Annotated in this window: 26 protein-coding genes; 9 read left to right on the forward strand and 17 right to left on the reverse strand. The window is 68.6% G+C overall.

What is annotated here, in order from left to right:
- Positions 1-19: 19 nt before the first annotated feature.
- The gene (locus E0H75_RS15845) at positions 20-841 is read right to left on the reverse strand and encodes an oxidoreductase (protein WP_131514317.1); all 822 of its coding nucleotides are present in this window, start codon (positions 839-841) and stop codon (positions 20-22) included.
- Between the two features lie 40 nt (positions 842-881).
- Between E0H75_RS15845 and E0H75_RS15850 the strand changes: the two genes are divergently transcribed.
- Together E0H75_RS15850 and E0H75_RS15855 are read left to right on the forward strand one after the other, a co-directional pair.
- The gene (locus E0H75_RS15850; RefSeq protein ID WP_238163043.1) at positions 882-1,439 is read left to right on the forward strand and encodes a GNAT family N-acetyltransferase; all 558 of its coding nucleotides are present in this window, start codon (positions 882-884) and stop codon (positions 1,437-1,439) included.
- Positions 1,432-1,929, forward strand: coding sequence for a phosphatase domain-containing protein (locus E0H75_RS15855; protein ID WP_131514318.1), 498 nt, complete (start codon positions 1,432-1,434; stop codon positions 1,927-1,929). Before E0H75_RS15850 ends, E0H75_RS15855 begins: the two co-directional genes overlap by 8 nt.
- A 4-nt stretch (positions 1,930-1,933) precedes the next feature.
- Here the strand turns inward: E0H75_RS15855 and E0H75_RS15860 are convergent, their stop codons facing one another.
- From E0H75_RS15860 to E0H75_RS15880, 5 genes are read right to left on the reverse strand one after another with little or no spacing between them, the layout of a single operon-like run.
- Positions 1,934-3,613, reverse strand: a complete 1,680-nt coding sequence (locus E0H75_RS15860) for an ABC transporter substrate-binding protein (RefSeq protein ID WP_131514319.1) — start codon at positions 3,611-3,613, stop codon at positions 1,934-1,936.
- The gene (locus tag E0H75_RS15865) at positions 3,610-4,596 is read right to left on the reverse strand and encodes an ABC transporter ATP-binding protein (RefSeq protein ID WP_165553754.1); all 987 of its coding nucleotides are present in this window, start codon (positions 4,594-4,596) and stop codon (positions 3,610-3,612) included. Before E0H75_RS15865 ends, E0H75_RS15860 begins: the two co-directional genes overlap by 4 nt.
- 11 nt (positions 4,597-4,607) lie before the next feature.
- On the reverse strand, positions 4,608-5,606 hold the full coding sequence (locus E0H75_RS15870) for an ABC transporter ATP-binding protein (RefSeq protein WP_131514321.1): 999 nt from the start codon (positions 5,604-5,606) through the stop codon (positions 4,608-4,610).
- The gene (locus E0H75_RS15875) at positions 5,599-6,597 is read right to left on the reverse strand and encodes an ABC transporter permease (protein WP_131514322.1); all 999 of its coding nucleotides are present in this window, start codon (positions 6,595-6,597) and stop codon (positions 5,599-5,601) included. Before E0H75_RS15875 ends, E0H75_RS15870 begins: the two co-directional genes overlap by 8 nt.
- A complete protein-coding gene (locus E0H75_RS15880) occupies positions 6,597-7,526 on the reverse strand; it encodes an ABC transporter permease (protein WP_202873009.1) in 930 nt (309 codons plus the stop codon). Before E0H75_RS15880 ends, E0H75_RS15875 begins: the two co-directional genes overlap by 1 nt.
- Positions 7,527-7,672: 146 nt before the next feature.
- Here E0H75_RS15880 and E0H75_RS15885 point away from each other — a divergent pair, with 146 nt between their 5' ends.
- Both E0H75_RS15885 and E0H75_RS15890 read left to right on the forward strand, forming a co-directional pair.
- Positions 7,673-8,527, forward strand: coding sequence for an alpha/beta fold hydrolase (locus tag E0H75_RS15885; RefSeq protein WP_238163044.1), 855 nt, complete (start codon positions 7,673-7,675; stop codon positions 8,525-8,527).
- Entirely contained in the window at positions 8,527-9,231 is a 705-nt protein-coding gene (locus E0H75_RS15890; RefSeq protein WP_131514324.1) for a nucleotidyltransferase domain-containing protein, read from the forward strand. The genes E0H75_RS15885 and E0H75_RS15890 overlap by 1 nt, the downstream gene beginning before the upstream one ends.
- A 2-nt stretch (positions 9,232-9,233) precedes the next feature.
- Here E0H75_RS15890 and E0H75_RS15895 read toward each other — a convergent pair whose 3' ends face one another.
- From E0H75_RS15895 to E0H75_RS15905, 3 genes are read right to left on the reverse strand one after another with little or no spacing between them, the layout of a single operon-like run.
- On the reverse strand, positions 9,234-9,911 hold the full coding sequence (locus tag E0H75_RS15895) for a hypothetical protein (protein WP_131514325.1): 678 nt from the start codon (positions 9,909-9,911) through the stop codon (positions 9,234-9,236).
- Between the two features lie 51 nt (positions 9,912-9,962).
- Entirely contained in the window at positions 9,963-10,637 is a 675-nt protein-coding gene (locus tag E0H75_RS15900) for a hypothetical protein (RefSeq protein ID WP_131514326.1), read from the reverse strand.
- On the reverse strand, positions 10,634-11,194 hold the full coding sequence (locus tag E0H75_RS15905; protein ID WP_238163045.1) for an RNA polymerase sigma factor: 561 nt from the start codon (positions 11,192-11,194) through the stop codon (positions 10,634-10,636). Before E0H75_RS15905 ends, E0H75_RS15900 begins: the two co-directional genes overlap by 4 nt.
- 62 nt (positions 11,195-11,256) lie before the next feature.
- Between E0H75_RS15905 and E0H75_RS15910 the strand changes: the two genes are divergently transcribed.
- Together E0H75_RS15910 and E0H75_RS15915 are read left to right on the forward strand one after the other, a co-directional pair.
- Positions 11,257-12,774: a TldD/PmbA family protein gene (locus E0H75_RS15910; RefSeq protein ID WP_131514328.1), complete on the forward strand. Its 1,518-nt coding sequence runs from the start codon at positions 11,257-11,259 to the stop codon at positions 12,772-12,774.
- Positions 12,771-14,180 (forward strand): TldD/PmbA family protein, encoded by a 1,410-nt coding sequence (locus E0H75_RS15915; RefSeq protein ID WP_131514329.1) that lies wholly within the window; start codon positions 12,771-12,773, stop codon positions 14,178-14,180. Before E0H75_RS15910 ends, E0H75_RS15915 begins: the two co-directional genes overlap by 4 nt.
- A gap of 57 nt (positions 14,181-14,237) precedes the next feature.
- Here E0H75_RS15915 and E0H75_RS15920 read toward each other — a convergent pair whose 3' ends face one another.
- Positions 14,238-14,675: a DUF805 domain-containing protein gene (locus E0H75_RS15920; RefSeq protein ID WP_131514330.1), complete on the reverse strand. Its 438-nt coding sequence runs from the start codon at positions 14,673-14,675 to the stop codon at positions 14,238-14,240.
- Between the two features lie 162 nt (positions 14,676-14,837).
- A complete protein-coding gene (locus tag E0H75_RS15925) occupies positions 14,838-15,512 on the reverse strand; it encodes a class I SAM-dependent methyltransferase (protein WP_131514331.1) in 675 nt (224 codons plus the stop codon).
- A gap of 292 nt (positions 15,513-15,804) precedes the next feature.
- On the opposite strand from E0H75_RS15925, the gene E0H75_RS15930 reads away from it, so the two are divergent.
- A complete protein-coding gene (locus E0H75_RS15930) occupies positions 15,805-17,346 on the forward strand; it encodes a PfkB family carbohydrate kinase (RefSeq protein WP_131514332.1) in 1,542 nt (513 codons plus the stop codon).
- Here the strand turns inward: E0H75_RS15930 and E0H75_RS15935 are convergent, their stop codons facing one another.
- The gene (locus E0H75_RS15935; protein WP_131514333.1) at positions 17,347-18,165 is read right to left on the reverse strand and encodes a Mom family adenine methylcarbamoylation protein; all 819 of its coding nucleotides are present in this window, start codon (positions 18,163-18,165) and stop codon (positions 17,347-17,349) included.
- A gap of 523 nt (positions 18,166-18,688) precedes the next feature.
- Here E0H75_RS15935 and E0H75_RS43090 point away from each other — a divergent pair.
- Together E0H75_RS43090 and E0H75_RS15940 are read left to right on the forward strand one after the other, a co-directional pair.
- Positions 18,689-18,844 (forward strand): hypothetical protein, encoded by a 156-nt coding sequence (locus tag E0H75_RS43090; protein ID WP_165553780.1) that lies wholly within the window; start codon positions 18,689-18,691, stop codon positions 18,842-18,844.
- 75 nt (positions 18,845-18,919) lie between these two features.
- Positions 18,920-20,314 (forward strand): amidase, encoded by a 1,395-nt coding sequence (locus E0H75_RS15940; protein WP_165553782.1) that lies wholly within the window; start codon positions 18,920-18,922, stop codon positions 20,312-20,314.
- Here E0H75_RS15940 and E0H75_RS15945 read toward each other — a convergent pair.
- The 5 genes from E0H75_RS15945 to E0H75_RS15965 are packed head-to-tail and all read right to left on the reverse strand — an operon-like array spanning position 20,311 to position 26,999.
- Positions 20,311-22,020, reverse strand: coding sequence for an IucA/IucC family protein (locus E0H75_RS15945; protein ID WP_131514335.1), 1,710 nt, complete (start codon positions 22,018-22,020; stop codon positions 20,311-20,313). The genes E0H75_RS15940 and E0H75_RS15945 overlap by 4 nt on opposite strands.
- A complete protein-coding gene (locus E0H75_RS15950) occupies positions 22,017-23,312 on the reverse strand; it encodes a lysine N(6)-hydroxylase/L-ornithine N(5)-oxygenase family protein (protein ID WP_131514336.1) in 1,296 nt (431 codons plus the stop codon). The genes E0H75_RS15945 and E0H75_RS15950 overlap by 4 nt, the downstream gene beginning before the upstream one ends.
- A complete protein-coding gene (locus tag E0H75_RS15955; RefSeq protein WP_238163046.1) occupies positions 23,309-23,839 on the reverse strand; it encodes a GNAT family N-acetyltransferase in 531 nt (176 codons plus the stop codon). Before E0H75_RS15955 ends, E0H75_RS15950 begins: the two co-directional genes overlap by 4 nt.
- Before the next feature lie 17 nt (positions 23,840-23,856).
- Positions 23,857-25,512, reverse strand: coding sequence for an IucA/IucC family protein (locus E0H75_RS15960; protein WP_238163047.1), 1,656 nt, complete (start codon positions 25,510-25,512; stop codon positions 23,857-23,859).
- Positions 25,509-26,999 carry a pyridoxal phosphate-dependent decarboxylase family protein gene (locus E0H75_RS15965; RefSeq protein WP_131514338.1) on the reverse strand — a complete coding sequence of 497 codons (1,491 nt, stop codon included), beginning with the start codon at positions 26,997-26,999 and terminating at the stop codon, positions 25,509-25,511. Before E0H75_RS15965 ends, E0H75_RS15960 begins: the two co-directional genes overlap by 4 nt.
- Between the last annotated feature and the right edge of the window lies 1 nt (position 27,000).

Consider the following 27,000-nt stretch of genomic DNA (forward strand, 5'->3'; position numbering starts at 1 on the left):
CCCACACTCCGGACAGCGGTCAGGCTGGGAAGTCAGCGCTCCGGGAGAGGGTTTCCCACGTGGTCAGCTCGGTCTGGGAGTTGCTGTAGACCGCAGCGAGCGCATCGACCGCGTCCGAGCCCAGCGGCAACCGCAGCGGCGGCTCCGCAGTGGCGACGGCCGTCAGGATCGCCTGCGCCGCCCGCACCGGATCACCCGGCTGCTTGCCGTTGCCCTCCTCGAGAGCCGTACGCACCGCTCCGACCGACTCCGAGTAGATGTCACTGAACTCCGACACATGCAGTGCGGTCGGCTCGTTGAACGACGTACGAAAGGCTCCAGGCTCGACAAGCATCACCCGCAGACCGAACGGCCTCACCTCAGCGGCCAGCGCCTCCGACCAGCCCTCCAACGCGAACTTCGTACCGCAGTACGCACTCACCCCCGGGAACGCGAACCGGCCACCCTGACTGCTCAACTGAACGATCGTGCCGCTCCCCCGCTCCCGCATCGACGGCAGCACCGCACGAGTCAACGCGACCGGCCCGAAGAAGTGCAGCTCCATCAGGCCGCGCAACTCCGCGTCGGTCGTCTGCTCAGCAGCCCCGACCATCCCCCGGCCGGCATTGTTGACCAGTACGTCGATCCGCCCATGCTGCTGCAGTACGTCGTCCACGACGCCGGGGATGGCGGCCATGTCGGTGATGTCGAGCTTCACCACGGACAGCCGTTCGTGGGTCAGGTCCATCGCATCCGGTCGTCGTACCGCGGCGACGACGGTGTGACCCGCCGCGAGTGCCTCCTCGGTCAGTGCTCGCCCGAATCCGGCGTTCGCGCCGGTGATCAACCAGATGTCCGCCATGCGTCCCAGAATGTCACCTGCGGGGTCCTAGGATCCGGGGGTGGATGTGTACCTGGAGACCGAGCGGCTGATGATGCGGCGGTTCACGGTGGACGACGTGGATCTGCTGACCGGGCTGGACTCCGATCTCGAGGTGATGCGGTTCCTGACCGGGAAGGCGACGCCGCGCGACGAGATCGCGAACGTCGTACTGCCGGAGATCCTGGCCGTCTACGCGGAACATCGGGAGCTCGGGACGTTCGCGGCGTACCAGAAGAGCGACGGTGTGTTCATCGGATGGTTCGGGATGCAGCCGACGAAAGAGCCGGCCATGGTGGGGGTGGGCTACCGGCTGAATCGGACGGCGTGGGGCAAGGGGTACGCGACCGAGGGGACGAAGGCGCTCATCGACAAGGCATTCGGTGAGCTCGGGATGGACCGCGTCGTCGCCGACACGATGGCCGTCAACCACCGGTCCCGGGCGGTCATGCGACGGTCCGGTCTGCGGTTCGTCCGCGTCTACCACGAGGTGTTCGACGATCCCCTGCCCGGGACCGAGTTCGGCGAGGTCCAGTACGCCGTCGACCGGCCGACCTGGGAAGCTGGACGATGTGCCTGACGACCAACGGCCGTACGCCGTACTCGACATCGACGCGACGCTGTCCGACACCAGCGAGCGGATCCACTTCCTGGCGAAGCGGCCGAAGGACTGGGACTCGTTCTTCGCGCATGCGAAGGAGGACGCGGTCCTGGACGAGGGGCTCGCGGTCGCCACGACGCTGGCCGCCGACCACGAGATCGTCTACCTGACCGGCCGGCCCGAGCGGCTGCGGCGGGACACGCTGAAGTGGCTGAAGGACAACGGCTTCCCGGACGGCAAGGTCTACATGCGCGGCAACACCGACCGCCGGCCGTCGGTGCTGATGAAGCTCGGCCGGCTCGAACGCCTGGCCGAGGACCGCCCGGTCGCCGTCCTGGTCGACGACGACGCCAAGGTGTGCGCGGCCGCGGAGAAGGCCGGGTACACGGTGATGAGGGCCGACTGGGGGCTCGATGCCGAGACCCAGCCGACCCTCTTCGACGCTCAGGAGTCCGAAGGACGGACCTGAGGCCTTACTTGCTCAGACCTACGATCAGCTGGTTCGGGTACGGCGGGTAGGCGGACAGATAGAAGTTCTGCACCTTCGACCCGTGCAGGAACGCGTTGCGCGCGTAGATCAGCGGCACGACCGGCGAGTCCTGCATGATCTGCTTGTCCACCGCGCTCCACATCCCGGCGGCCTTGCCCAGGTCCGACTCGGCCGTCGCCGCCGCGATCGCGGAGTCCACCGCGGGGTTGGAGTAGCGGGAGATGTTGTACCCGCCGTTGCCGATCTCCGACGACGCGAACAGCGGCTGGATGTTGCCGAGCGCGCTCGGGAAGTCCGGCAGCCAGTTGGACACGGTCAGGTCGAAGTCCGGCTTGTTCCCGGTGATCAGGTCGGTCAGCGACTCGCTGTCGAGGCCCGGCAGGAGCTTGACCGTGATCCCCGCCCGCTTCAGGCCCTGCTGGATCGCCTGCGCCACCGGGAGGCCGGTCGCGGTCGAATTGTCGGCGACGATCGTCAAGGTGAGGTTGCTGACGCCCGCGGCCGCGAGCATCTGCTTGGCCTTCTCGGGGTCGCCCTGCGGCGGCGCCGGGAACAGGTCGAACTTGTTGAAGCCGTCGATGCCCGGCGTGATCAAGGTGGTGGCGAGCTCGCCGCCGAACTCCGGACCGCCCTCGGCGACCTGGACGGCCTGCTTGTCGACGGCGAACTGGATCGCCTTGCGGACCTCGGGGTTCGAGAGCGCGGGGCGCTTGGTGTTCATCGCCAGGTACTGCAGGGCGCCCGACGACGACGTGGCGACGCGGGCCTTGACGGCCGGATTGCCGGTCACCGTCGGAATCAGCGCGGCCGGGACCGAGGTGCCGGTGGTGGCCGCGAACTTGTCGTCGCCGGCGTCGGCGATCAGGCGCTGGTTCACCACGTCAGGCTGCAGGCCCATCTCGAACACGATGGAGTCCGGCAGGCCGGTGCGGGCCTGGTCGGTCGACTTGTCCCAGCCCGGGTTGCGCTCCAGCTCGAGCTTCGAGCCCGGGGCGAGTGACTTCACCTGGTACGGCCCGCTGGCGACCGGCTTCTCACCGTAGTGCGCCGGGTCGGTGTCGGCCTTCTTCGGCACCGGCGCGAACGCCGGCATGCTGACGATCCAGGGCCAGTCGCCGAACGGCTTGTTCAGCTTGAAGACGAGGGTGGTGTCGTCCGGCGTCTGGACCGAGGCCAGGTCGCCACCCTTGTACGGGCCGGTGTACTTGTCCCCGCCGACCAGCAGCGACTTGTGGTAGCCGAGGCCACCGGACAGCTCCGGCGCGAACGACCGCTCGATGCCGTACTTGATGTCGGCGGCAACGATCGGCGACCCGTCGGGGTACTTCAGACCCGGCTTCAGCTTGTAGGTCCAGGTCTTGCCGCCGTCGGAGACCTGACCGGTGTCGGTGGCCAGGTCAGGAACCAGTTGCGCCCCCTTGCCCTCCTCGGTCTTCCACGAGGTCAGGCCGCGCAGCACCAGGTGGATCGTGCTGATCCCCAGGTTCTGGCTCTTGGCCGGGTCGAGGTTGACCTCCTTGCTCGTGGTGAGCACGTGCCAGGTGCCACCCTGCTCCGCGGCCGCGGTGCTGCCGCCACTGGCGGACTTGTCGTTGGCGTTGCAGGCGGCCGCTGCCAGCGCCAATGCGGCCGCTACCGCGACCGCTCGGGTTAGGTGTTTCATCGTGTCCTCTCAGGAGGTGGGGGCTCAGGGAAGTAGCAGGCGGCCCGGTGTTCGGTGCTCCCGTGGACGGGTTCGAGCACGGGCCGTACGGTGGCGCACACGTCCTGGACCTTGTAGCAACGGGTCCGGAACGGGCAGCCCGACGGAGGCGCGATCGGCGTCGGGACATCGCCGGTCAGCACGATCCGGTCCCGCTCGACACCCGGCTCGGGCACCGGAACGGCGGACAGCAGGGCCTTCGTGTAGGGGTGGGCCGGCGCCGAGTACACCTGGTCGGCCGGACCCTCCTCGACGATCGTGCCGAGGTACATGACCGCCAGCCGGCTCGTGACCTGACGTACCACGGCCAGGTCGTGGGCGACCAGCACATAGGACAGGCCGAGCTCGTCGCGAAGGTCGGCGAGCAGGTTCAGCACCTGGGCCTGCACCGACACGTCGAGGGCGGAGACGGGCTCGTCGCAGACGAGCAGGTCGGGCTTCACCGACAGCGCCCGCGCGATCCCGATCCGCTGCCGCTGACCGCCGGAGAACTCGTGCGGGTAGCGCTCGAGATGCTCCTCGGACAACCCGACCTGCTGCAGCAACTCGACCAACTGGGCTCTGGTCGGCCGGATACCTTGGGCGCGGAACGGCGTACTCAGGATGGTGCCGACCGACTGCCGCGGGTTCAGTGACGCCTGCGGGTCCTGGAACACCATCTGGATCTTGCGGCGGACCGGCCGGAGTTTCCGGCCGCGGACATTGGTGACGTCCACGCCGCCGATCTCGACACTGCCCTGGGTCGGGTCCAGGAGCCGAGTCGCCACTCGGGCCAGCGTGGACTTGCCGGAGCCGGACTCGCCGACCAGGCCGACCGTCTCACCCTTGCGGACGACGAAGTTCACGCCGTCGACGGCCTTGACCGCCTGCGCCTGGCGCCACGGAGCGCCGGGGAGACCGAAGTACTTCCGGACGTTCTTGAGGCGGAGCAGTTCCTCGCTCACGCTCTGTGTTGTCACAGGAGGGCCTCCGGACGACGCCCCAGGTGGCAGGCGGCCTCGTGATCGCCCTCGCCGGGCCGGGGCGTGAGCTCGGGACGCTCCGTGATGCAGCGTTCGCCGACCAGGTGGGTATAGGCGCATCGCGGCTGGAACGGGCACCCGGTCCGGATCGAGCCGGGCGACGGCGGGGTGCCGGGGATCGTGGTCAATCGTGGCTTCGGGGGTACGTCGACCCGCGGCATCGCACCGAGCAGACCCAGGCTGTACGGGTGCGCCGCCCGGTAGAACAGATCGCGGACCGTGCCCCGCTCGGCCGCGCGACCGGCGTACATGACCAGAACGTCGTCGGCGACCTCCGCGACCACTCCGAGGTCGTGCGAGATCAGGACGAGCGCAGTACCGAACTCCTCCTGGACATCGTCGAGGAGGCGGATGATCTGTGCCTGCACGGTCACGTCGAGTGCGGTCGTCGGCTCGTCCGCGATCAGCACTCTCGGGTCGTTCACCAGAGCCATAGCAATCACGACCCGCTGCCGCATTCCCCCGGAGAACTCGTGCGGGTAACTGTCCACCCGGCGGGCCGCGTCCGGGATGCCGACCTTGTCCAGCATCTCGACCGCCCGCCGGTGGGCCACCTTCTTCGACACATCGTGATGCAGCCGGTACGCCTCGGCGACCTGCCAGCCGACGCTGTAGTACGGGTTCAGTGCGGACAGCGCGTCCTGGAACACCAGCGCGATGTCGTTGCCGCGGATCTTGCGGAGCTCGTCGTTCGGGAGGCCGATCAGTTCCCGGCCGTCCAGCAGCACCTCTCCAGTGGTGGCGGCGTTGGACGGCAGCAGACCCATCACGGCGGCGGAGCTGACGCTCTTGCCGGAGCCGGACTCGCCGACGATCGCGAGCGTTTCGCCGGGTGCGACCGAGAAGTCGATGCCGTCGACGGCCGGGACGAGACCGCCCTCGGTCGTGAACGTGACGTGCAGGTCGTGTACTTCCAGGACCGGCTCAGCCATGGCTCACCCTCGGATCGAGCACACCGTGCACTATGTCCACCACCAGATTCGCCAGGATGATCAGGAAGGCCGAGAACAGCGTCACGCCGACGACCACGGCCACGTCCAGCTGGGCGACCGCGCTGATCAGGAGGTCGCCCAGGCCCTGCATGCTGAACACCTTCTCGGTCAGGATCGCGCCACCGAGCAGAAACCCGAGGTCCAGGCCGAAGAGCGTGATGATCGGCACCAGGACGCCGCGCAGGCCATGGGTGACGACCACGCGGGTCTCGCCGGCGCCCTTGGCCCGCGCCGTGGTAATGTAGTCGAGGTTCAGCTCCTCGAGCATCTGCGCACGGGTCAGGCGGATGTACGCCGCCGCCTGCAGGACCGCGAGCACGAGCCACGGCGTGATCAGGTGCCAGGCCCAGTCGACCGGGCTCTCGGTGAGCGGGACATAGCCGTTCACCGGGACCATGTTGAGCCAGAACCCGAACACCAGGATCGCCAGCAGTCCGAGCAGGAACGACGGCGTCGACACTCCGACCAGCGCGACCCCGACGGACAACCGGTCGAGCAGACGTCCCCGGTTGAGCGCTGCGACCACGCCGAGCGACACCCCGAACAGCAGCCAGAGGATGGCCGCACCGATCGCGATCGACGCCGTGATCGGCAGCCGGTCGAGGATCAGCGTGGTCACCGGGCGGGCCAATGGGAACGAGTAGCCGAAGCACGGTGCGTTGCAGTGCACCGCGGCCGCACCGTCGCCGAAGGTGCGGCCGGCGAAGATGCCCTTGAGGAAGCTCAGGTACTGCTGGATGGCGCTCTGATCCAGCTGCATGAAGTGCCGGGCCTGCTCGAGGCGGTCCGGCGTACAGGGCTTGCCACAGGCGAGATGCGCCGGGTCGGCCGGGATCGCGTAGAAGACCAGGTAGACGGCGAAGCTCAGCGCGAGCATCACCAACGCGGCCCCGAACAGGCGGCGGATCACGAACCAGAGGAGGTCGGGCATCAGGTCGTCCTCCGCAACCGGACGTCGAACGCGTCACGGACGCCGTCGCCGAGCAACGTGAAGCCGAGCACCGCGACGAACAGCGCGACGCCGGGGAAGAACAGGAACCAGGGATCCGCGCCGGTGTAGACCCAGGCGATCGAGTCGGAGATGGACCGGCCCAGGCTTGGTGTCGGCGGTGGTACGCCGACGCCCAGGAACGACAGCGCCGCCTCGGCCCCGATGTAGCCGGGGATGGCCAGGGTCGCGATCACCAGGACCGGGCCGAGCAGGTTCGGCAGGAGTTCACGGGTGATCACATGCCAGCCGGACGAGCCGACGCTGCGCGCCGCCTCGACGAACTCGCGCGCGACGAGAGACCTGGCCTGGTTGCGGATCAGCCGGGCCAGGCTGGCCCAGCCGAACACGCTCAGCACCAGGATCAGCAGCAGCCAGCGCGGGAAGCCCGCGGGCACGATGATGCCCAGGGCAATCATGAAGACGAGCTGCGGGAAGCCGAACAGGAAGTCGAACACCCGGGACGCGACCGCGTCGTACCAGCCGCCGAAGTAGGCGGCGCTGATGCCGATCAAGGTCCCGACGACGGAGGTGACGAGGGTGACCACGATCGCGATCGTCAGCGAGGTCCGCAGGCCGAGCACCACGATCGAGAACAGGTCCCGGCCGGTCAGTGGTTCGACGCCGAACCAGTGGTCGCTGCTCACCCCACCGAGCGCACCTTTCGGCGCGTTGCCGCGCGCCGGGTCGAGCAGGTCGAGGTGGTAGGTGTACGGATCCTGACCGGACAGCTTGACCAGCAGCGGCGCCGCGGCCGCGACCAGCACCAGCAGCACGACCAGCACCGCACCGAGCCGCGCACTCCGGTCCTTGCGGGCGCGGCGCAGGGCTTGCCGGGTCGGCGAGACGGCCGCGGCCACCGAGGAACTCACAGGCACTCCTGACAACGTTGAACAATCCCAGCCGGGAGACGGTAGGCCGAAGTCTTCCACCATCGCAGTTCCATCCCGAATCCCGAGAATCCCACTGGATCTACTCGGCGTCTGTGCGCGACACCCGACCGGCTACTCTCCGCACCGTGGACAAGGAACTGATGGTCGGCGAACGGGTGCTCAAGTACAGCGTGTACGGCGACACCGGTGGGGTGCCGGTGCTGTCACAGGGCGGGTCGCCGAGCACGCGGTGGAAGCGCCCGGACGTCGGACGGGCTGCCGAGGAGTGCGGCGTACATCTGGTGATTCCCGATCGGCCGGAGTACGGCGGATCCACGCGCAAGCCAGGGCGGACCGTTGCCGACGTCGTGGAGGACGTGACCGCGTTGGCCGACGTACTCGGGTGGGAGCGGTTCGCAGTCTCTGGTGGATCAGGTGGTGGACCGCATGCGCTGGCGTGTGCTGCGCTGCTGTCTGACCGCGTCACGCGCTGTGCGGTGAGTGGTGGCATCACACCGCCATTGGTGGATGGCCCTGAACCGGACGGCGACGAGGAGGATCCGCGGCGGAATCGCACGTCGTGGCTGGCGGCCCGCGGTGAGCAGTACATCCGCCCGTCCATCGAGGAGGCGGCCCGGAGCATCATGTCCGGGGTCGAGGCCGGCGGACCGGAGTTCCCGCCCGACCCGCACTTCCCCACGCCTTTGGTGCCGGCGCGGGACGATCCGGACGCCATGGCTCGGCTCACGGCGACGTTCGTCACCAGCCACGACGGCTGGGTCGACGACAACCTCGCGTTCGCGAACGACTGGGGTTTCAGCCTGGATGAGGTCCATGTCCCCACCAGCATCTGGTTCGGCTCCGCCGACGACCGCGCCCGCAAGTATGCCGACCTCCTCACCGCAGCGATCCCACACGCCGAGCCCAGGCCCTACACAGGCGGCCACATCCAGCCGGCAAATGCGTTTCGCGACCTGCTGCAGTGGTTGACACTGTCCTGATGGACCCGAAGGACCTGGCGCGACAGTTGGTGGTCGAGCAGTACCCGGACGCCCGGGCGGCGTGGCTGGGCGGGAGCGTGGCACGTGGGGACGCTTCCTCGACCTCCGACCTCGACATCACGGTGCTGCTCGACGGACCGCCTGCGCCGCTCCGGAAGTCGCTGGAGTACGGCGGCTGGCCGGTCGAGCTGTTCGTGCACACCGAGAAGTCGCTGGCGTACTTCTCCGACAAAGACCAGAAGCGCCGGCAGCCGACGATGATGCGCTTGGTCGGAGAGTCGGTCGTACTGCTGGACAGGGACGGCTCGGGCGCGCATTTCCAGCAGGCGGGCCAGGCCGAGGTAGCAGCCGGCCCGGCTCCATTGAGCACGAGCGAGCTCGAGCTGCTCCGCTACACCATCACCGGCCTCTTGGACGACCTGGCGGACGCGTCCGGCGACGTACGCACCGCTCTGTGCTCGGCGCTGTGGCAGGACGCGGCCCGACTCCTCCTCACCGGTGCCCGCCACTGGTCCGGCACCGGCAAAGGGCTGCTGCGCGAGGTGATGGCGTACGACGAGTCGCAGGGCACCGACCACGCGACGGCGCTGATGGACGGGGTCCGGGCGGAGGACGACAGTCTGGTCGAGGAGGTCGACCGCATCCTGCAGCCCTACGGCGGGCGACTGTTCAGCGGCTTCGAGCTGACTGGGACTACGCCCTAGCTCTACTCGGCGTCGATCAGTTGCCAGTTGCGGCGCTTCGGGAGCAGGCGGATGGCGAGTACTGCGACCAGTGCGCCGATCAGGACGCCGGGGATGATCCAGCGCCACCCGGTGAGGACACCTGTTGACGCGGTCTGGGCCTGTGGGGGTGCCACCGGCGCGGTGGTCTGAACGGGCTCGGTCGCCGGGACGGGAGCCGGCTGGAGATTCCAGTCCATGCTGGTCGGGCCGCCGTACGACCCTGGTTGCTCCTGCTGGCTGGGCAGCAGCTTGAGTGAGCCGAGCAGCTTCAGCAGCGCGGCCGGGTCGGTCGAGGTGTGCCAGGTGGGTTGGGCCGGCATCGTCTTACCGTCGAGCGTCTCGGTCGTGGCGATCCACGGTCCGCCCTCCACGTTCGGGTAGATGATGTCGAGCCGCCAGACGGACATGTCGTGGATCATCCACGCGGCGCGGATGAACGCACCGGCGTCGTGCCGCTCATCCCCGACGGCCGGCTTCGACCCGGCGACCTGCGTCAGTCGCTGGAGCTCTTCGTAGGCGCGATCGTCGTACCCGACCGCTGTCACCCGTGGTGGGGCGCTGAGCAGCACGCTGGTCGGACCGCCTGCGTCTGCGGGTGCGGCTCCGACAGCGGCGACAGCGATCACGGCGGCAAGCAGTGCGAGCGTACGGCGGACCATGGCGGCTCTCCCTGGAAAGACGAGGACTCACCCCTGATACACCGCCGGTCTCTAGGAGGTTCCGCGAGCCAACTCGACCGCTCCGGCCTTGTCGGGCGCTCCTTCGAGCCGGAACGTCACGCCGTTGCTGACCCAGACCAGAGTGGGGCCGGCCACGCGGACACGCTGCTCCACACCGTGCTCGTCCTCCAGCACGAGCTCATGCGGGGTCTTGAACCAGTAGCCGTTGATGTCCTGCACGTACTCCAGGCTGTCGTAGTACTTCTTCAGGTACAGCGGCGACACCTCGGCCCGGAACTGCTCCAGCCGGATCCCACTCCGCCAGCTGATCGCCACGAAGCCCTTCGAAGCCTCAACACCTTTGGGAGAGCCCAGCGTTTGCGGCAGTGCTGGCTTGAACCCGGCGATCCGCTCTGCCTCCTCCAACGACAGCTGGCCGTTGACACCAGGCGCTGGCGGCGCACTGGTCGGGCCGGTGCCGACCGGACGAGCCTGCACTCCCCCGATGTTCAGCCACTCCGCCACCGTCGCTCGGACCGGCGGCGTCAGCGCCGCACCCGCGATCAGCACGAGGAAGCCGGCCACGAACGCACGCCAGCGGTCCCGCAGCCGCCTGCGCACCGGTATGCCGGCCACCCGCGACAGCACTGCGGCCGTCAGCCCCTCGTCGACCGGAGGTACGACGGCAGAACGCCCGAGGACCCGTAGCTCGTCGTCCAAGTTCATCGCTGCACCTCCTTGTCGGGAAGTTCGGTCCGTAGCCGGCCCAGTGCACGGTGCAGGCGGGACTTGACCGTCCCACGCGGCCAACCGAGCACCACTGCCGTCTCTTGCTCGTCAAGCTCCAACAGGTAGCGACAGGTCACCACTTGGCGCATGTTGTCGGGCAGCGCACGGACAGCGGTCAGCAGCTCTTGCCGCCGTTCCAGTGACACCGCCTCCTCGGCCGGATCCAGTACGACGTCCAGCGGCGCGGCCAGCTCCTCACGGCGGGACCGGCGGCTGCGGGACCGGAAGACGTTGCGCGTCTCGTTCGCGACGATGCGCAACAGCCACGGCCGGAACGCCGATCCGTCCCGGAACCCACCCAGAGCCCGGTACGCCTTCACGAACGCCTCCTGGACCACGTCGTCCGCGTCCGCACCGGCACCGAGGAAGACCGCCGTACGTTTGGCCACCGGGACATGCCGCAGCACCAGCTCGCCGTACGCGGCCGACTCACCACCGCGCACCCGAGCCAGAATCTCCGCCTCGTCGCCCTGGCTGATCACGCCTCCTGTCAACTTCCAGACATTGTGACTACACCACCGGACCATCCGCGGTTCCCGTGTATAAGGTCGGGAACGTGCCAGAAGTCGATGCGTCCTTCCTCGCCCTTCCCCGTCACGAGCTCGCCGAGGCCGCGCTGCAGCGCGCCCGAGACCTCGGCGCCACCTTCGCCGAGTTCCGGCTGGAGCGGATCCGGTCCGAGTCCATCGCGTTACGCGACAGCCTGCTGGAGAGTGCCTCCGACGACGAGGATCTCGGCCTCGCGGTCCGCGTGATCCACGACGGCACCTGGGGCTTCGCCGCCGGGGTCGCGCTGACCACCGACGAGGCGGTCCAGGTCGCCGAGCAGGCCGTCAACATGGCGCAGGTCGCCCGGCCGATCAACGCCGAGCCGATCGAGCTCGCCGACGAGCCCGTGTACGACGACGTCAGCTGGGTGTCGTCGTACGAGATCGACCCGTTCAGCGTGCCGCGCGCCGAGAAGGTCGCGCTGCTGACCGACTACAGCGACCGGCTGCTGAAGGCCGACGGCGTCGCGCACGTCAGCGTTCACGTCGCCTCGGTCCACGAGTGCAAGTTCTACGCCAACACCGAGGGAACGTCGTACACCCAGCAACGGGTCCGGATCGGCCCGGACATCACCGCCTACGCGGTGGACAACGAGACCGGCCGGTTCGACTCGATGTCGAGCTGCGTCCCCCCGGCCGGCCGTGGCTGGGAGTACCTGACCGGCACCGGCTGGAACTGGGACGAGGAGCTCGCCGAGATGCCCGGCTGGCTTGCCGAGAAGATGACCGCGCCGGCCGTCGAGGCGGGCAGCTACGACCTGGTGATCGACCCGAGCAACCTGTGGCTCACCATCCACGAGTCGATCGGCCACGCCACCGAACTGGACCGCGCCCTCGGCTACGAGGCGAACTACGCCGGCACCAGCTTCGCCACCACTGACAAGCTGAACACGCTGAAGTACGGCTCGCCGGTTATGCACGTCACCGGCGACCGCACCGCCGAGCACGGCCTGTCCACGGTCGGGTACGACGACGAGGGTGTCGCCGGCCAGCAGTGGGACCTGGTCAAGGACGGCACCCTGGTCGGCTACCAGGTCGACCGCCGGATGGCCAAGGTCAACGAGGACCTGCTCGGTACGCCGCGCTCCAACGGCTGTGCGTACGCCGACTCGTCCGGCCACATCCCCATCCAGCGGATGGCCAACGTGTCGTTGCGGCCGGCCCCTGACGGTCCCTCGACCGAGGAGCTGATCAGCCGGGTGAAGAACGGCATCTACATCGTCGGCGACAAGTCCTGGTCGATCGACATGCAGCGGTACAACTTCCAGTTCACCGGTCAGCGGTTCTACAAGATCACCGACGGCAAGCTGGACGGTCAGCTCCGCGACGTCGCCTACCAGGCGACCACCACCGACTTCTGGGGCTCGATGGAGGCGGTCGGCGGCCCGCAGACGTACGTCCTCGGCGGTGCGCTCAACTGTGGCAAGGCACAGCCCGGACAGTCCGGTGCCGTCAGCCACGGCTGCCCGTCGGCCTTGTTCCGCAGCGTCCGCATTCTCAACACCACGCAGGAGGCCGGCCGGTGACGACCGCCATTCAGCTCACTCCGCAGGACACGATCGAGCGCGGGCTCGACCTGGCCGCGGCCGAGGGCGCCGACGGCTGTGTCGTCATCGTCGCCGAGACCTCCAGCGCCAACCTGCGCTGGGCCAACAACACCCTGACCACCAACGGCGCCATGCGCGGCTCCAGCGTGACCGTGATCGCGACCGTCGGCGCCGGCGAGGGTACGGCGGCCGGCGTCGTCGGCCGGTCGTCGGCCACGGATACCTCGCTCGGCGATCTCGTGTCCGCCGCGGTCGCCACCGCTCGCGGGTCCAGCCCGGCCGAGGATGCCCGCCCGCTCGTCGACGGCAGCGTCGGCGCGGACTGGGCCGCGGAGCCGGAGGAGACGTCGGTCAGCGTCTACGAGAAGTTCGCCCCGGCCCTCGGCGAGACGCTGAAGCGGGCCGGCAAGGAGAGCCGCTGGCTCTACGGCTTCGCCGACCACGAGGTCACCACGCTGTACCTCGGCTCGTCCGCCGGGCTGCGGTTGCGGCAGGCGCTGCCTCGCGGATTCGTTTCGGAGACGGGCAAGTCCGGCGACCTCAGCCAGTCCGCCTGGGTCGGTGCGGCCACCCGCGACTTCGCCGACATCGACCCGTTCGCGCTCGACACCGAGCTGAATCGCCGGCTCGGCTGGGCATCGCGGACCGTGTCGGTCGACGCAGGCCGACACCCGACGATCCTGCCGCCGGCCGCAGTCGCCGACCTGATGACGTACCTGTTCTGGCAACTGGACGGACGAGAGGCCTTCGAGGGCCGCAGCGTCTTCTCCACACCGTCCGGCGGAACGCGGATCGGCGACGCGCTGTCGTCGCAGCCGGTCAACCTGCTGTCGGACCCGCAGCTGCCTGGGCTCGAGACCTTCCCGTTCGCGGTGGCCCGTTCGTCCGGCGGAGCGTCCAGCGTGTTCGACAACGGGCTCACGCTGTCCGCGACCGACTGGATCCGCGGCGGCAAGCTCGAGCACCTGATGACCAGCCGGCACACGGCCGACCTGATCGGCGCTCCGGCCGCGTCACCCGGTATCGACAACTACGTGCTGTCCGTGGACGGAGCTTCGGGGTCGACCGACGACCTGGTCGCCGGGGTCGAGCACGGCCTGCTGCTCACCTGCCTCTGGTACATCCGGATGGTCGACCCGCAGACGTCGTTGCTCACCGGTCTGACCCGTGACGGCGTCTACCTGGTCGAGAACGGCGAGGTCACCGGTGCCGTGAACAACTTCCGCTTCAACGAGAGCCCGGTCGATCTGCTCGCGCGGTTCAGCGCCGCGGGGGCGACGGTCCCGTCGTTCTCGCGCGAGTGGGGCGACTACTTCTCGCGGACCGCGACGCCGCCGCTGCTGGTGCCCGACTTCAACATGTCGAGCGTCAGCCAGGCCAGCTGACACAGCGCAACGCCCCGCGAACCCTCCTCGGGTTCGCGGGGCGTTCTGCGTGCTGGGTCAGACGGTCGGATACCCCGGCTCAGCCGGCCCGCCCGGCTGCCCGAAGCCCTGGCCGCGCTCGGCCGCCTTCGGGTCCGGACCGAACCGGTTGTCACCGATCGTGCCCTCCTGGGCCTGCCAGATGATGAACCAGATCCACCCGATGCAGGGGATGAGCCAGATCAGCACCCACCAGCCGCTGCGATCCTTGTCGTGCATGCGCCGGACCGCGACGGCGATCGTCGGCACCAGCAGCGCCAGGCCGTAGATCGACGACAGCCAGCCGCCGCTGCGAACCCCGCCGTTCTCGAAGTCCAGGCCGAGGATCCGGTCGAGGATGCCGACGATGATCGACCCGATGAAGTAGAAGAGAACGTACATCCAGAACTCTTTGCGCCGGGCACGCCCGCTGAACTGCGCATACCGTTTCGTGATGACGTCGATGAACCACTGCATTGCTGATCTCCGATGGTCGAAGGTGAGACGCGGACAGAGCCTGTCGGAAGCTCGCTACTCCGTCAATGCAACTTTTCCGTATGGTGACCACACCGCAACCTGGCACGCCGTTGCCGACGCCAACGTCACCTTTCCGGAACCGGCCAACTGTTAGAGCCGACTTCAGGTTTGCGGCTCAGGTTTCGCCAGCGTGACCCGCCACATCCGCAGTGGCCGCGGTCCTTCGTCGTACGGCGTCTCGTCGTCGAGCCGCCAGCGGTCGGCCAGTTCCTGGATCAGCGGCTGGTCGAAGAACCGGCCGACGAACCCGTCGTGCACGGCCAGGCCCTCCTCGAGTTCTTGCCAGTGGCCCGCACACGGGTCGTCGGCCGACCACACGGCGTACACGAAGAGTCCGCCCGGGCACAGGACACGGTAGATCTCGGACACGAGGGAGCGCAGTTCGGCACGGGAGAAGGCCATGTTCAGGAGCAGGTTCGCGAACACCGCGTTGACGGTGGCGTCGGCGGGCGGCAGCGGATCGCGTACGTCGTGCAGCGCGGCGGTGACGCGGTCGTCGAGGCCCTCACGCTGTGCTTCCAGCCGCAGCTGGTCGAGCGCGGACTCGCTGAAGTCCGTCGCGTGCACGCTGAATCCCTGTCTGGCCAGGAAGAACGCGTCGCGGCCGTGCCCGGCGCCGAGTTCCAGCACATCATCGATGCCTGCGGCACCGAACACCTCCGCGGCCCACTGCGCCGCTGCGGACGGCTCCGAACCGTGCAGCTGCGGATGATGCACGTAGGCCCGCTGCCAACGCTCCTGCTGAGCTCTCGCGAGCTCGACATGCCCAGTCTTCATCTTGCTCCCCGTGGTCGTCTCGCCGGTCTGGACAACCGGCAGACCGCAGCAGCCTACGTCACAACCAGGTCCGGCCCCCAGTCCAGCGGTCCTGCCTCAGCCGCCGCGACGCCAGATTGTTTGCTGACGGCAACGACAGTGGGCGGTGGATCGCGGGCGCCCGTGGTCGCCGGATCCGGACACTCTTCGTGACCGGCGCCGCCCGGGCGTGACCCGACGCGCGCAGCCGGTTTCCACCCTGGCCCGCGGGTCCGCATACTTGGTTCGAGGATATTCACGACCCGGGGGCCGGATGACGAATCGCAGCGACAAGCAGACGGCTGACGTGCTGCTGCTTGCCAGCGTGCTCGAGAAGCTCCGCACCCACGACGGCCTGACCATCGCCCGGCTGAAGGCCGGCGAGTCAGGCACGACGGCGCCCCTGCTGGAGCTGCCGGCGACCCGCAGGTTCGCGTCCGTGCATGAGCTCGACCGCGCCCGGGCGGCACGCGAGCTGGTCATCAACTGCGTCCGCGACGACCTCAAGGGCACCACACAGATCGTCGCCGACGCGATCCTCGCCCTCGGTGTCCACACCACGTCGTACGCGGAGGCAGGCATCGAGGAGCGGGTCACCCGGTCGCTCTATAACCCGTCGCTAGGTCCGCGCCGCGAGGCGTTGCTGAACAACTGGCACCGCCTGCACCAGGCGCTCGGCCACCAACCTGGCGAGGCCCCGAGCGACCGCTCCCTGCGCGGTACGACGGAGCCTGCCGTACTGCGCGAACTCGCGAACCAGCTGATCCGCCGGGCGATCTACTCGGTCGGCTCGAAGACCGTCACCATGCTCGACGCGGCCCCGGCCGCGGACGCCGCTCCGGCCGGGCGCGTGATCGTGGTCGGCGGCGCGGTCATGGACGCGACGTTCCGGACCAAGACCCTGCCGGAGCCGGAGACGTCGAGCGAGGCCTACGGCTTCGACCTCTCCCCCGGCGGCAAAGGCCTGACCCAGGCTGTCGCTGCGGCGCGCCTCGGCATGCGAACCTCCTTGATCGCGGCGGTGACCGACGACCGCTTCGGCGAGGAGATCCTCCAGTACCTGCACGACGAGGGCGTCGACACGTCCCTCGTCAAGCGCATCCGCGGCCGCCGTACGCCGTTCACCGGAGTCTTCGAGAAGGAGCTCGGCGACAGCATCGCCGTCAACTGGCGGAACGAGAAGCAGGTCTTCCTCTCACCCGAGGACCTCGACGACCACCGCGACCACCTGGCCGGCTGCGACGTACTGCTGACGACCTTCGAGGTCCCGCGCGAGACGATGCAGCAATCGCTTGCTCTCGCGCACTCGGACCCGCTCAACCGGCCGCTGGTGATCGTGACTCCGGGCCAGCCCTACGTCGACGAGCGCATCTCGCGCGACACCTTCCTGCGGATCGACTACCTGGTCGCGCACCCTTGGGAGCTCGGCCACTTCGCAGCCCAGGGCCAGACACCGTTCGATCCCGACCCGGTCGCGCGGAACCTGCTCGCCTTCGGGGTGGAGGCGCTCTGCGTGCTCGTCAACGGCGGCTGCACGGTCTACTCCGGCGCGGCCCACGACGTACTGAGCGTGCCGACGATCCCGTCGATCTACAAAGAGTCCTCAGCCGCGCGCGACGCCTTCTGCGCCGCACTGGCCGCCAAGCTCGTCGACAACGACGGCAAGTTCTCCGCGGCGGTCGCCCTCTGGGCCACCGCCGCGATGTCGTGCGCCACCGCCGACTTCCCCCTCACCAACTCCATGCCCGACCGCCAACGCGTCGACGCCCTGCTGGCCAGATTCCCGTTCTCGATGAACGGCGGGGCGAGCACCTGATCAGCGGCGTAGGCGGCGTTGGTCTTCGACGGCGACGGGAGCGGTCTCGCCGCGCAGGCGGCAGCAGTAGATGACCGAGTCGAGGAGTTTGGCGCGGCTCTGCTCGAAGCGGGTGCCGGTGTGGGTACGCCGGAGCTCGGTGAGGTTCGCGCCGCCGTAGCGGGTCCGGAGCTGGCGCGGGCTGGCGTAGATCCCGTCGACGTACAGGTAGGGACGCGCCTCGATCGACATCCACTGTTGCCAGTTGGCAGCCCGGTAGCTCGAGCCGATGAATCCGAGATTCGGATCGACCGCTGTGGTGAGCAGTTGCACGCTGGGAATCTCGCGCCGGATCACCTGCCGGACTTTCGACAGCAGGAACGAGATCGCATTCACCGGAGCGACGTCGAAGGAATACACCCTGGACACGTCCCAGGCCGCTCCGAGTGGTACGCCGAACTGCGCCTGGAGTTGCCGTCCGACCCGCATCCATTCCAGCGGGGAAACACTGCACAACGTCACTGGCAGCTTGTTCACCGGGTCAACCAGGGCGAAGTTCACCGACCCGGCCCGAGCACTGCGCAGGTAATGCAGACGACTGAAAACCTGGTCCGCGTCGCTGTTCCCGAGTCGCACGAAACGCAGGTCGGGCAGCAGGTACTTGTCCTTCGGAATAAGGCTGTCGATGGCCTGCTGATCGCGCTGTAGCCGGGCTGCATTGCGATTCAGTTCGGCGATCACCTGCTGGCGTGCGACCGTGCCGTTCGGGCGGGCCAATCGCGGCAGATGCAGCAAGGTCCGGACACTGAGCGCGCGGTTCGGGACGCCGTGCCGGCGCACGGCATCGTCCAGCAGATCGGCGAAACCAGGAGCATGCCTTCGGCAATCATCGAGCGAAAGTCTGGCTACTGGGGACGCGGGAACTGCTGGGACCACTGAGACTGGAGGCCGCGGGACAGCGGCGGCGCGCACCGCCGGGCCGGCGGCATTGATCACCACACCCGGATGCTATCCGACAGTTGCCACGGCACCGCAACTTCCCAACTGGACGAGTTTTGGCGGCGTGTTGGCGCCGGAACTGCCAGTTGGCAGACCGATCCTGCCAACTGGCGGAAAGTGATACGCGCAAACCTGCCAGCGTACCGCCGGCCACTGCCAAACCTCGGAGCCGCTGGGACGCGAGGCTGCCAAAATCATGTCCGGACAAAGATTGTGGTGCCAACTTTTCTGGATTGACAACCGATTGTCGCGGCGTTCACTGAAAGCGTAATCAGTTACGCCGAGCCGCCGACTCACTCTAACCGGTGAGTGGCAAATGACAAGTCACCAAGAGGAAGTGAATCGAAGGAAAAGAGGAAACGCCATGCCTCCCAACGAATTCGTCGCGACCGTCGTCGTGCTGGCCAGTGCGGTGCTCCTGATCTCCTTCTGGAAGCAGATCCTGTTCATTCTGCTCTTCGGCGTCGTGATGGTCTTCTGCTTCGGCCTCTACAACGTCGCCACCGCCATGGGGCGCTGACCGGCAGCGCTGCCGCGCACCTCTCGACACCCGCCCGGGATCCCCGGGCGGGTATTTTTTCGTAGGCTCGCAGACGTGAGTGACTCCGCCGCGGACCTCAGCCTGACCGAGGTGCTCCAATTACTGGGGCAACGGAAACTCTCCGCGCGCGAACTCGTCGAGGATTGTCTGCGCCGGATCGACCTGTCCGAGCCCGCCGTACGCGCATTCGTGACCCGCACTCCTGACCTCGCCCTCGACGCCGCAGTTCGCGCCGACGAGGCCCGCGCATCGGGCGATCGGGTCGGACCGCTGGCCGGCGTACCGGTCGCGGTGAAGGATGTCTTCCTGACCAAAGGAGTCCTCACGACCGCGGGCAGCCAAGTGCTCGCGACGTACGTCCCGGCCGAGGACGCCGCCGTGTGGGAGCGGCTGTCCGCAGCCGGTGCGGGCCTGCTCGGGAAGACGACGACCCACGAGTTCGCCTACGGGACCGCGTCGACGCCGACGGCCAACCCATGGGACGTACGTCGCACCCCGGGTGGATCCTCCGGCGGATCGGCCGCCGCACTGGCCGGTCGCATGGCCCCGATCGCAACCGGGACCGACACCGGCGGCTCGCTCCGCATCCCGGCCGCCGCATGCGGTGTCTGCACCCTGCGCAGCACCCCAGGCCGCATCTCCAGGTACGGCGTGATCCCGCTCAGCCCGTCGTTCGACGTCGCCGGCCCGATGGCGCGCCGCATGCTCGACATCTCGATCCTGATGTCAGTCCTCGCCGGTCACGACCCCCGCGACCCGGCTACCCGTGACGAGCCGTGCCCTCCGTACCCCCTGGAATCCCCGCACGACCTCAGTGGCGTCCGCATCGGCCTTCCGACCGAGATGTCCTGGCAGCAGGTCGACGACCGCATCTCCGTCGTCTGCCATGAGGCTCTCGGCCTTTTGGCAGCCCGCGGCGCTCAATTGGTCGAGGTCGAGAACCCGGCGAACACGAAGGTCGTCCTGGAGAAGTCCATCGGCGTCTTCGACACGATCACCGAGAGCGAGGCGCACCAGATCCACGACGCCCTCGAACCCCACAGCCATCTCTACACACCCCAGGTCCGCGAACGAGTCCGCAAGGGCGAACGCGTCAGTTCCGAGCGGTACGCCGAAGCCCTCCGCCTCCGAGCCGGTTGGGCCAACGACTGGCGAGGCATCATGGCCGCCCACAGGCTCGACGCGATCGCCCACCCCACCATCGACGCCGCCCCACCCCTGATCGACCCCAACGGCCCCCCGAAGGGCCCCAAGATCCGTCTCTCCACGCCCTGGTCCGTCGCCGGCTTCCCCGCCCTCAGCGTCCCCGCCGGCTTCGACAACCGAGCCCTACCCGTAGGCCTCTCCCTAGCCGCCCTCCCCGAACGCGAAGCCGACCTCCTAGGCCTAGCCCTCGTCATCGACGAAGAACTACAACTCTGGCGCCACGGCCCTCCATCGCGGTTCTAGTGGAGCGGCTCGGCCGTGTGCAGTGGGTTGGGGATGCGGCCGGTGGTGGGGATGGGGGGTCTGGTGTCGAGGTCGGTGTAGCCGAGGGTTAGGCGGTAGCCGTTGAGGGGGTAGCGGGCGAAGGTTTCGGCGGTGAGGGCGGTGGCTGTGAGGCGGTCGGCGTACTCGGGATGGGTGGTGGTGTAGAGGTCGACCTCGCCGCGGGTGAGGCCCCAGAACTCTTCTGGTGGGAGGAGTTCGAGGTCGGCGAGGGGATTGAGGACGCCTAGGAGGAGCGCGTCGACGAGGTATTGGCGGAGGATGTGCCACGGCTTGCGGGGCAGGACGCGGTCGTGGGAGTCCGGCTCGATGCCTCGGGCAAGTACCTGTTCGGTGGAGACGTTGATGTCGTCGACCAGGTCCTTGATGACGAGGCGAGCCGGGAGGCCTTCGGGGCTGCAGATGACGGCCAGGTTCTCGCCGTGTGGGTTCACCGTGATGCCGTAGTGGTGCATCAGGTGGAGCAGTGGGCGCAGGAGCGTGCCGAGGAGATGACTGACCCAGGTGCGGGCGTCGGCGCCGGAGCGGGCGATCATCTCCTCGACCAGACCCGGATGCAGTACGGCGGCCAGCGGCCAGACCGTCTCACCGGGCTGGAGACGCGGGTCCACCGGGTCGCGCCAGATGCAGCCGAGCGTCTCGGTCCACTGGTACGGAATGCCTGGAGCACTGGACAGCTGCGGATGGCGCACGGTCACAGACGCGACCTCACCGAGCAGCTCGGTGCCGAGACGCCCCAGCACCTCGTCGCGGTACCAGAGTCCGCGCAGCCACTGCGTGACCATCGGCGCGGCCAGCGTGCAGTGCTCCGGGATGCCGCGATACACCGAGGTGTTGAGGATCTTCAGCGGCAGCTTCACCTGGTAGCGCAGCGTCTGCGTGATGTTCACCATCGTCCGGATCGATTGGGTCGGCAGATACTCGTCCGGTCCCTCCCCCAAGACGACGATCTCCCCCGCGGCCAGCTCGCGCGCCCACTGCGTCCGTACGACGTGGTCCAGCTGCCATGGATGGCACGGCAGCCACACGTACGAGTCCGGGTCGACCAACTGCCCGCGGAAGGTCTCCAACGCGTCAGGACCCAGCTCACGCCCTACCACCGAGTGCTCCGACAGGTCCGGCGTACCACGGAACTCTGCGAGCCCTCGGCGTACGGCGAGCCAGGTCAGACGCAACGGAGTACGTGCCTCCGGCGCGTATCGCAGGCTGTCCTCGGCGGAGAACCCCAGACGGCCCTTGTTGGCCACCAGCAACGGGTGTCCGGTCAGATGCCCCTCCACCCGGCTGTGGTGCAGGTCCAGCAGCTCGGCTGGCGCTACCGCGGTAGATGCCATCCGTACGTCGGCAGCCAGCGTGCTGGCCAGCTCCGCGACGTACCCGGCCACCGTGGGTCCGTCGAGTCCGAGTACGTCGGCCGCGTCGACGAGGAACTGCACTGGGTCGACCGCGACCTCGCTCTCGTCGTTGCCCAGGATCCCCGCGGTCGTACGCCGGACCGAGTCCGGTGCGACCCGCCAGCTGCCAAAGGCGCCGCGGGTCGCGGTGAACGTGTAGGACAGGGTGCCGAGGTCCAGCCGGTTGTCGACCGGTTGGAGCAGGTTCTCCGTGCAGAACTGCGAGATCAGCTTGGCCAGCAGCTCTGCCGAACAGCGATTCCAGACACTCATCCGGGGATCGCGAACGTCGTGAAGGCCGTGGACTTCGGCAGCCGGAACACCTCGCGCCCGGCCACACTGTTGAGGATGGTGGCGTTGCGGATGGCACCGATCCCGAGGTCCGGCGCCGAAACGCCGTGGCTGTGCAGGTCCGCGTTCGCCACGAAGAGCCGGCCGGCGAGAGCGGCGTCGGTCGCCACACTGTGGTCCCGGTTGATCATCCATCGCCCGGCGGCGTCGCGACGTACCTGATCCTCCAGAGCGACCACGAACGGCAGCGGGCGGTTGCGATAGCCGGTGGCCGCGACCACGGCGTCGCAGTGGTGCTGGAAGGTCTTGCCGCTGTCCGCGTGCTGCAGCGTCAGCTCGATGCCGTCTGCACGGGCGACAGCGGACACGACGGCCACACCGCATTGCAGCTCGACCGGTGCGGCAGTGAGGTCCCGTGCGTAGAGCACATCGTGGATGTCGTCGAGCGTCTCCGACGAGATGCCCTTGTAGTGCCGCCATTGCTCCTTGACCAGCTTGTCGCGGCTGGCCTCGTCGAGTGCGTGGAAGTAGTCGACGTACGCCGGCGTGGTCATCTCCAGCACGAGCTTCGAGTAGTCCAGCGGAGTGAACGACGGCGTCCGGGTCAGCCATGACACGGCCGGGCCACCGTCCGCGTTGGCCCGCAGCAGGTCGAGCGCACACTCCGCGCCGGACTGACCGGACCCGACAACAGTCACCCGCCCGGTCCTTAGGAGGTCGTCCCGGCGGAAGAGGTAGTCCGCCGAGTGCAGGAACCGCTCCTCGGGCAGTCCGGCGAGTGCGACGGGCACAGCGGGCTCAGTACCGACGCCAACCACCAGATGGCGCGCTGCAAACGTCTCAGTGGACTTACCACGCTCCACCGTCAGCTCGAACACCTCACCAGTCCACGAGACCTCGCTGACGTGGTGTCCGAAGTGCAGCGAGTCCAGCTGTGCCGCACACCAGCGCAGGTACGTCTCGTACTCGCGGCGGGTCGGGTGGAACTTCTCCCGCACGTAGAACTGGTACAGCCGGTCGTTGTCGCGCAAGAAGGACAGGAACGACAACCGGTGCGCCGGCTCCACCAGGCTGACCAGGTCGGCCAGGAACGACACCTGCAGCATCGCGTCGCCGAACATCAGTCCGCGGTGCCAGGTGAACTCCGGCCGGCTGTCGAGCACTGCCAGCCGTACGTCGTCCAGTCCGTCGGCCAGCGCGGCCAGCCCGAGGTTGAAGGGTCCACAGCCGATCGCGATCACGTCGTACGGCGTCGAGGTCGGGGCGGTCGTCATGTCAGTACCTCCACGGTCCTGGTGCGGACCATCAGTAGTGCGGTCTTCTCAGGCAGCTGTAGTTCGCCGTGCTTGACGAAGCCGGCCGCGTCGAACGCCCGGACGGAGGGGGTGTTCGCGATGTCGGGTTCAGCGACGACGCGCTGACAGGCGGGGTCGGAGTGCAGGAGAGCGTCGGCGAGCGCTCGCAGCAGCCGACGCCCGAGGCCGCGGCCTACGCGAGTCAGGTCGCCGATGGCGACGTGGATCCCCCAGTCGTGCACGTCGCTCGGGTAGTACTCGGCCAGGCGGTCGTGCCGGACCCGGTAGAGCTCGACGTACCCGAAATCCTCTGCCTCGGCTGCGACCACGCACGGGACGGAGTGCTCGCCCGCCGTCTGCCGGCTGAGCTCCTGCGCCCAGTGCTCCACCGACCAGTCCTGCTGCCACCACTGCTGGATGTGCGGCTGCGCCATCCACAGCGCGATCCTGGCAGCGTCGGTGGCTTCGGCCGGGCGGAGGTCGAGGCCGTTGTCCAGGTGAAGCATCGGCCGAACGTCACACCTCATCGGAGCGGGTTCGGGATGTCGAGGTACACCGACTGGGCGTCCAGCGGTGCGACCACCTCGTCGATGCCGCGCAGCCGGGTCATCATGTTGGCCTTGCACGGCAACGTGTCCGCCTCCAGCCAGCGGCGGGCCAGCCGGTCGCCGTCTGGACCGGCAGCCTTCAGCAACGGCAAGGCCAGCGTCAGCCGCTCACGCACCACACCGAGCAGCTCCGCCTCGTCCGCGACTCCGTCGACCGCCAGACAGCCGACAACGGCCAGCGCCTGGTTGTGCAGCAGGTAGTACGTCAACCGGTCGTCCACGATGGCGTCCTCAACCACAGCCAGCGTGGAGTCCCGCAACCCGGTCACACCGAGCAGACCACGCAGGTACGACGAAGCCAGGTAGTAGCCCTGGTTGTCGCGGTACGCACCACCCTTGATCCGGCCGGAACCGTCGGTGCGCACCAGAGTGTTCTGCTGATGCGCCTCCAGGCCGATGCCCGTCTCGGCGTACAGGTGCAGCATCGGGATCAACACGTTGTCGATGTACGACGCCGTCCAGCCGAGCGGATCGTCCGCGGCGTACTCGCTCAGCCGCGATACCCCGCCCGGTCGTGGCGCTACTAGACCCGCCAAACATTGATAACTGTTGACGTCTCTTGGCACTTCTCGTACAGCAACGTCAAGTCCAGTCAATGTTGGTCCACCCTCGTCAAGAGCAACCCAGGCCGGGTCGCGGACGATGGAGAACCGCGGGTGTGCGGTCGCCGTACCGGCGTTGTAGGCCGCATCCAGCAGCCGATTGATCTCCAGCCCGCGGCGCAACTCGGTCGCTGTCGATTCGCGTCGCGAGTTGGTGATGCGCAGACCGAGCGACAGCTTCAGCATCACGGAGATGTCCGGATGGAACACGGTCCGCAGGCTCGAGGTCGGGTACCACTCCGGCCCCTGAGCTCCCAGAGCCTTCACTCGACCGGCGGCGACAAGCTCAGCCACCCGCGGCCGCTGCATGACGGACGCCGCCTGCCACGGGTGGGCCGGGATCAGCACCCGCCCGGCCGACGGAGTGATTTCGGCCAGCGCGCCCATCAGCTGCACAGCGTCCAGACCCTGCAGCGAAGGCGCGCCGGCCACCTGGTCCGACGACACCAGCTCGGCGTCGGCTTCGAACCAGTGCACTGCGAAGCGGCCGCCAAGCTCCGGTGAGTACGCCGCCAACTCGTCGCCACTCAATCCGTCCCGGCTCTTCGGCGCCGGATGATTCAGGTGACCGAACAGCAGCGCCTGCTCGACCTCCAGGAACCGACCTGGTCCGCGCTCACCGCGGGCCTCACCGACGAACCGCGCGACGTTGCGGACCGATTCCGCCGTACGCGCCGCCAGGTCGGCGATCTCGGCCGGGTCGGCGTCGGCCGACAGCACCCGGACCAGGTCCTCAGGTGACGGCGGTACGCCGTCCAGCAGCACGTCGGTGAACTGGTGCAACCCGGTCCGGGACGCATGCTCCACCCGCGCCGTCACAGTCGTGTCGCCGACCGCCAGAGTCAGCGGACCGACGGCGACCGGCACGGATGTCTCCCGGGTGAAGCACCGCAGGATCGCGTTCAGATGCGCAGCCACCGCCGTACGGGCCGGGGAGGTCATTGGGTTCGACGAGGCCGATGAGGTCACGCTGCTCCTTCGCTCTCCGCCAGGACGTTGTGGCCGGTGGCCACGACTTGATCGAGGAGGTCCTCGATGTCCGTCGCGGTGGCATTCGGGTTCAGCAGCGTCAGTTTCAACGCGACCACCGCCGGGCGGCCGCCGCGCGCCGGCAGCTTGGTCCGGCCGATCAGCACCCGCCCGGACGTCAGCAACCGGCGCCGGACCTCACCCTGGAGAGCATCCGCCGCGACCGCCTCCAGGCCCTGCCCGGCGACCCGGAACAGCACCGTGGTCAGGGTCACCGGTGCCAGCAACTCGAGGTTGCTGTCGGCAACGACCCGGGCCGCGGCGGCGTGCGCGAGCTCGTGACAGGTGTCGAGCATCGTGCCCAGTCCGGCCCGGCCGTAGGCCGTCAGCGTGGTGGCGACCTTCACCGCGTCCGGGCGGCGGGTGGTCTGCAGGCTGCGGCCGAGCAGCCCGTCCAGGCCGGAGTCGATGTCGTCGGTCGGGTTCAGGTAGTCGACCGAGCGGCCGAAGGCCGCGAACCGGTTCCGGTCACCCACCAGCAGCACGCTGGTCGCGGCCGGCTGCCAGCCGACCTTGTGCAGGTCGAGCGTGACCGAGTCGGCGTGCGACAAATCGGCCAGCAGCGGAGCGAGCCGGTCGGAGAACAGCGCCCCGAACCCGTACGCCGCGTCCACGTGCACCCAAGCGCCGTACTGCCGGGCCAGCTCCGCGATCGGCGCGATCGGGTCGATCGAGCCGAAGTCCGTCGTACCGGCCGTGGCGATCACGGCGACCGGCGTACGACCCGGCCTGGCCAACTCGTCGGCCAGCACGTCGGTGCGCATCCGGAACTCCTCGTCGGAGGCGATCGTGATCGCCGCCTCCTCACCGAGCCCGAGGGCGGCGCAGGCTCGCTGGACCGAGAAGTGGGCGAGCTCCGAGCAGAACACGACGGGGTGCTCGAGTCTCTGTACGCCGTCCCGCCGTACGTCGATCCCGATCGCGGCGCCGGCGCTGTCGCGGGCGATCAGCACGGCGAGCAGGTTCGAGATCGAGCCGCCCGGCGTCAGCACGCCGTCCGCCTCGGGGCCGAACCCGGCCAGCCCGGCGAGCGCCTTCACCACCCACTGCTCGATCGCGAGCGTCGCAGGACCGGAGTCGTAGGTGTCCATCGAGGCGTTGCTTGCCGACGCCAGCGCGTCGGCGTCGACCGCCACCTGCAGCACCGGCGGCTGCAGATGCGCGGCTGCGTGCGGGTGGCTTAGATCGATGCCGTGCTCGTCCAGCAGTCCCGCGATCAGGTCCAGCGCGGCGGACTCGCCGACCCCGGTCGACGGCACCCGCGGCTCGCCCAGCACCTCGGCCGTGCGGCGCAGCACCTCCACCGGCGACCCGGGCGGGAGCGGCCCCCGGTCACGGTCGGACACAGTCGAGGCGAACGGCCACGCGGAATCGAACGGGTTGCGCACAGGCGAGGGCAACGCGGTCAGACGCGCAGGATGCGGCACC

The sequence above is a fragment of the Kribbella capetownensis genome (genome assembly GCF_004331485.1).
Classification (GTDB): Bacteria; Actinomycetota; Actinomycetes; order Propionibacteriales; family Kribbellaceae; genus Kribbella; species Kribbella capetownensis.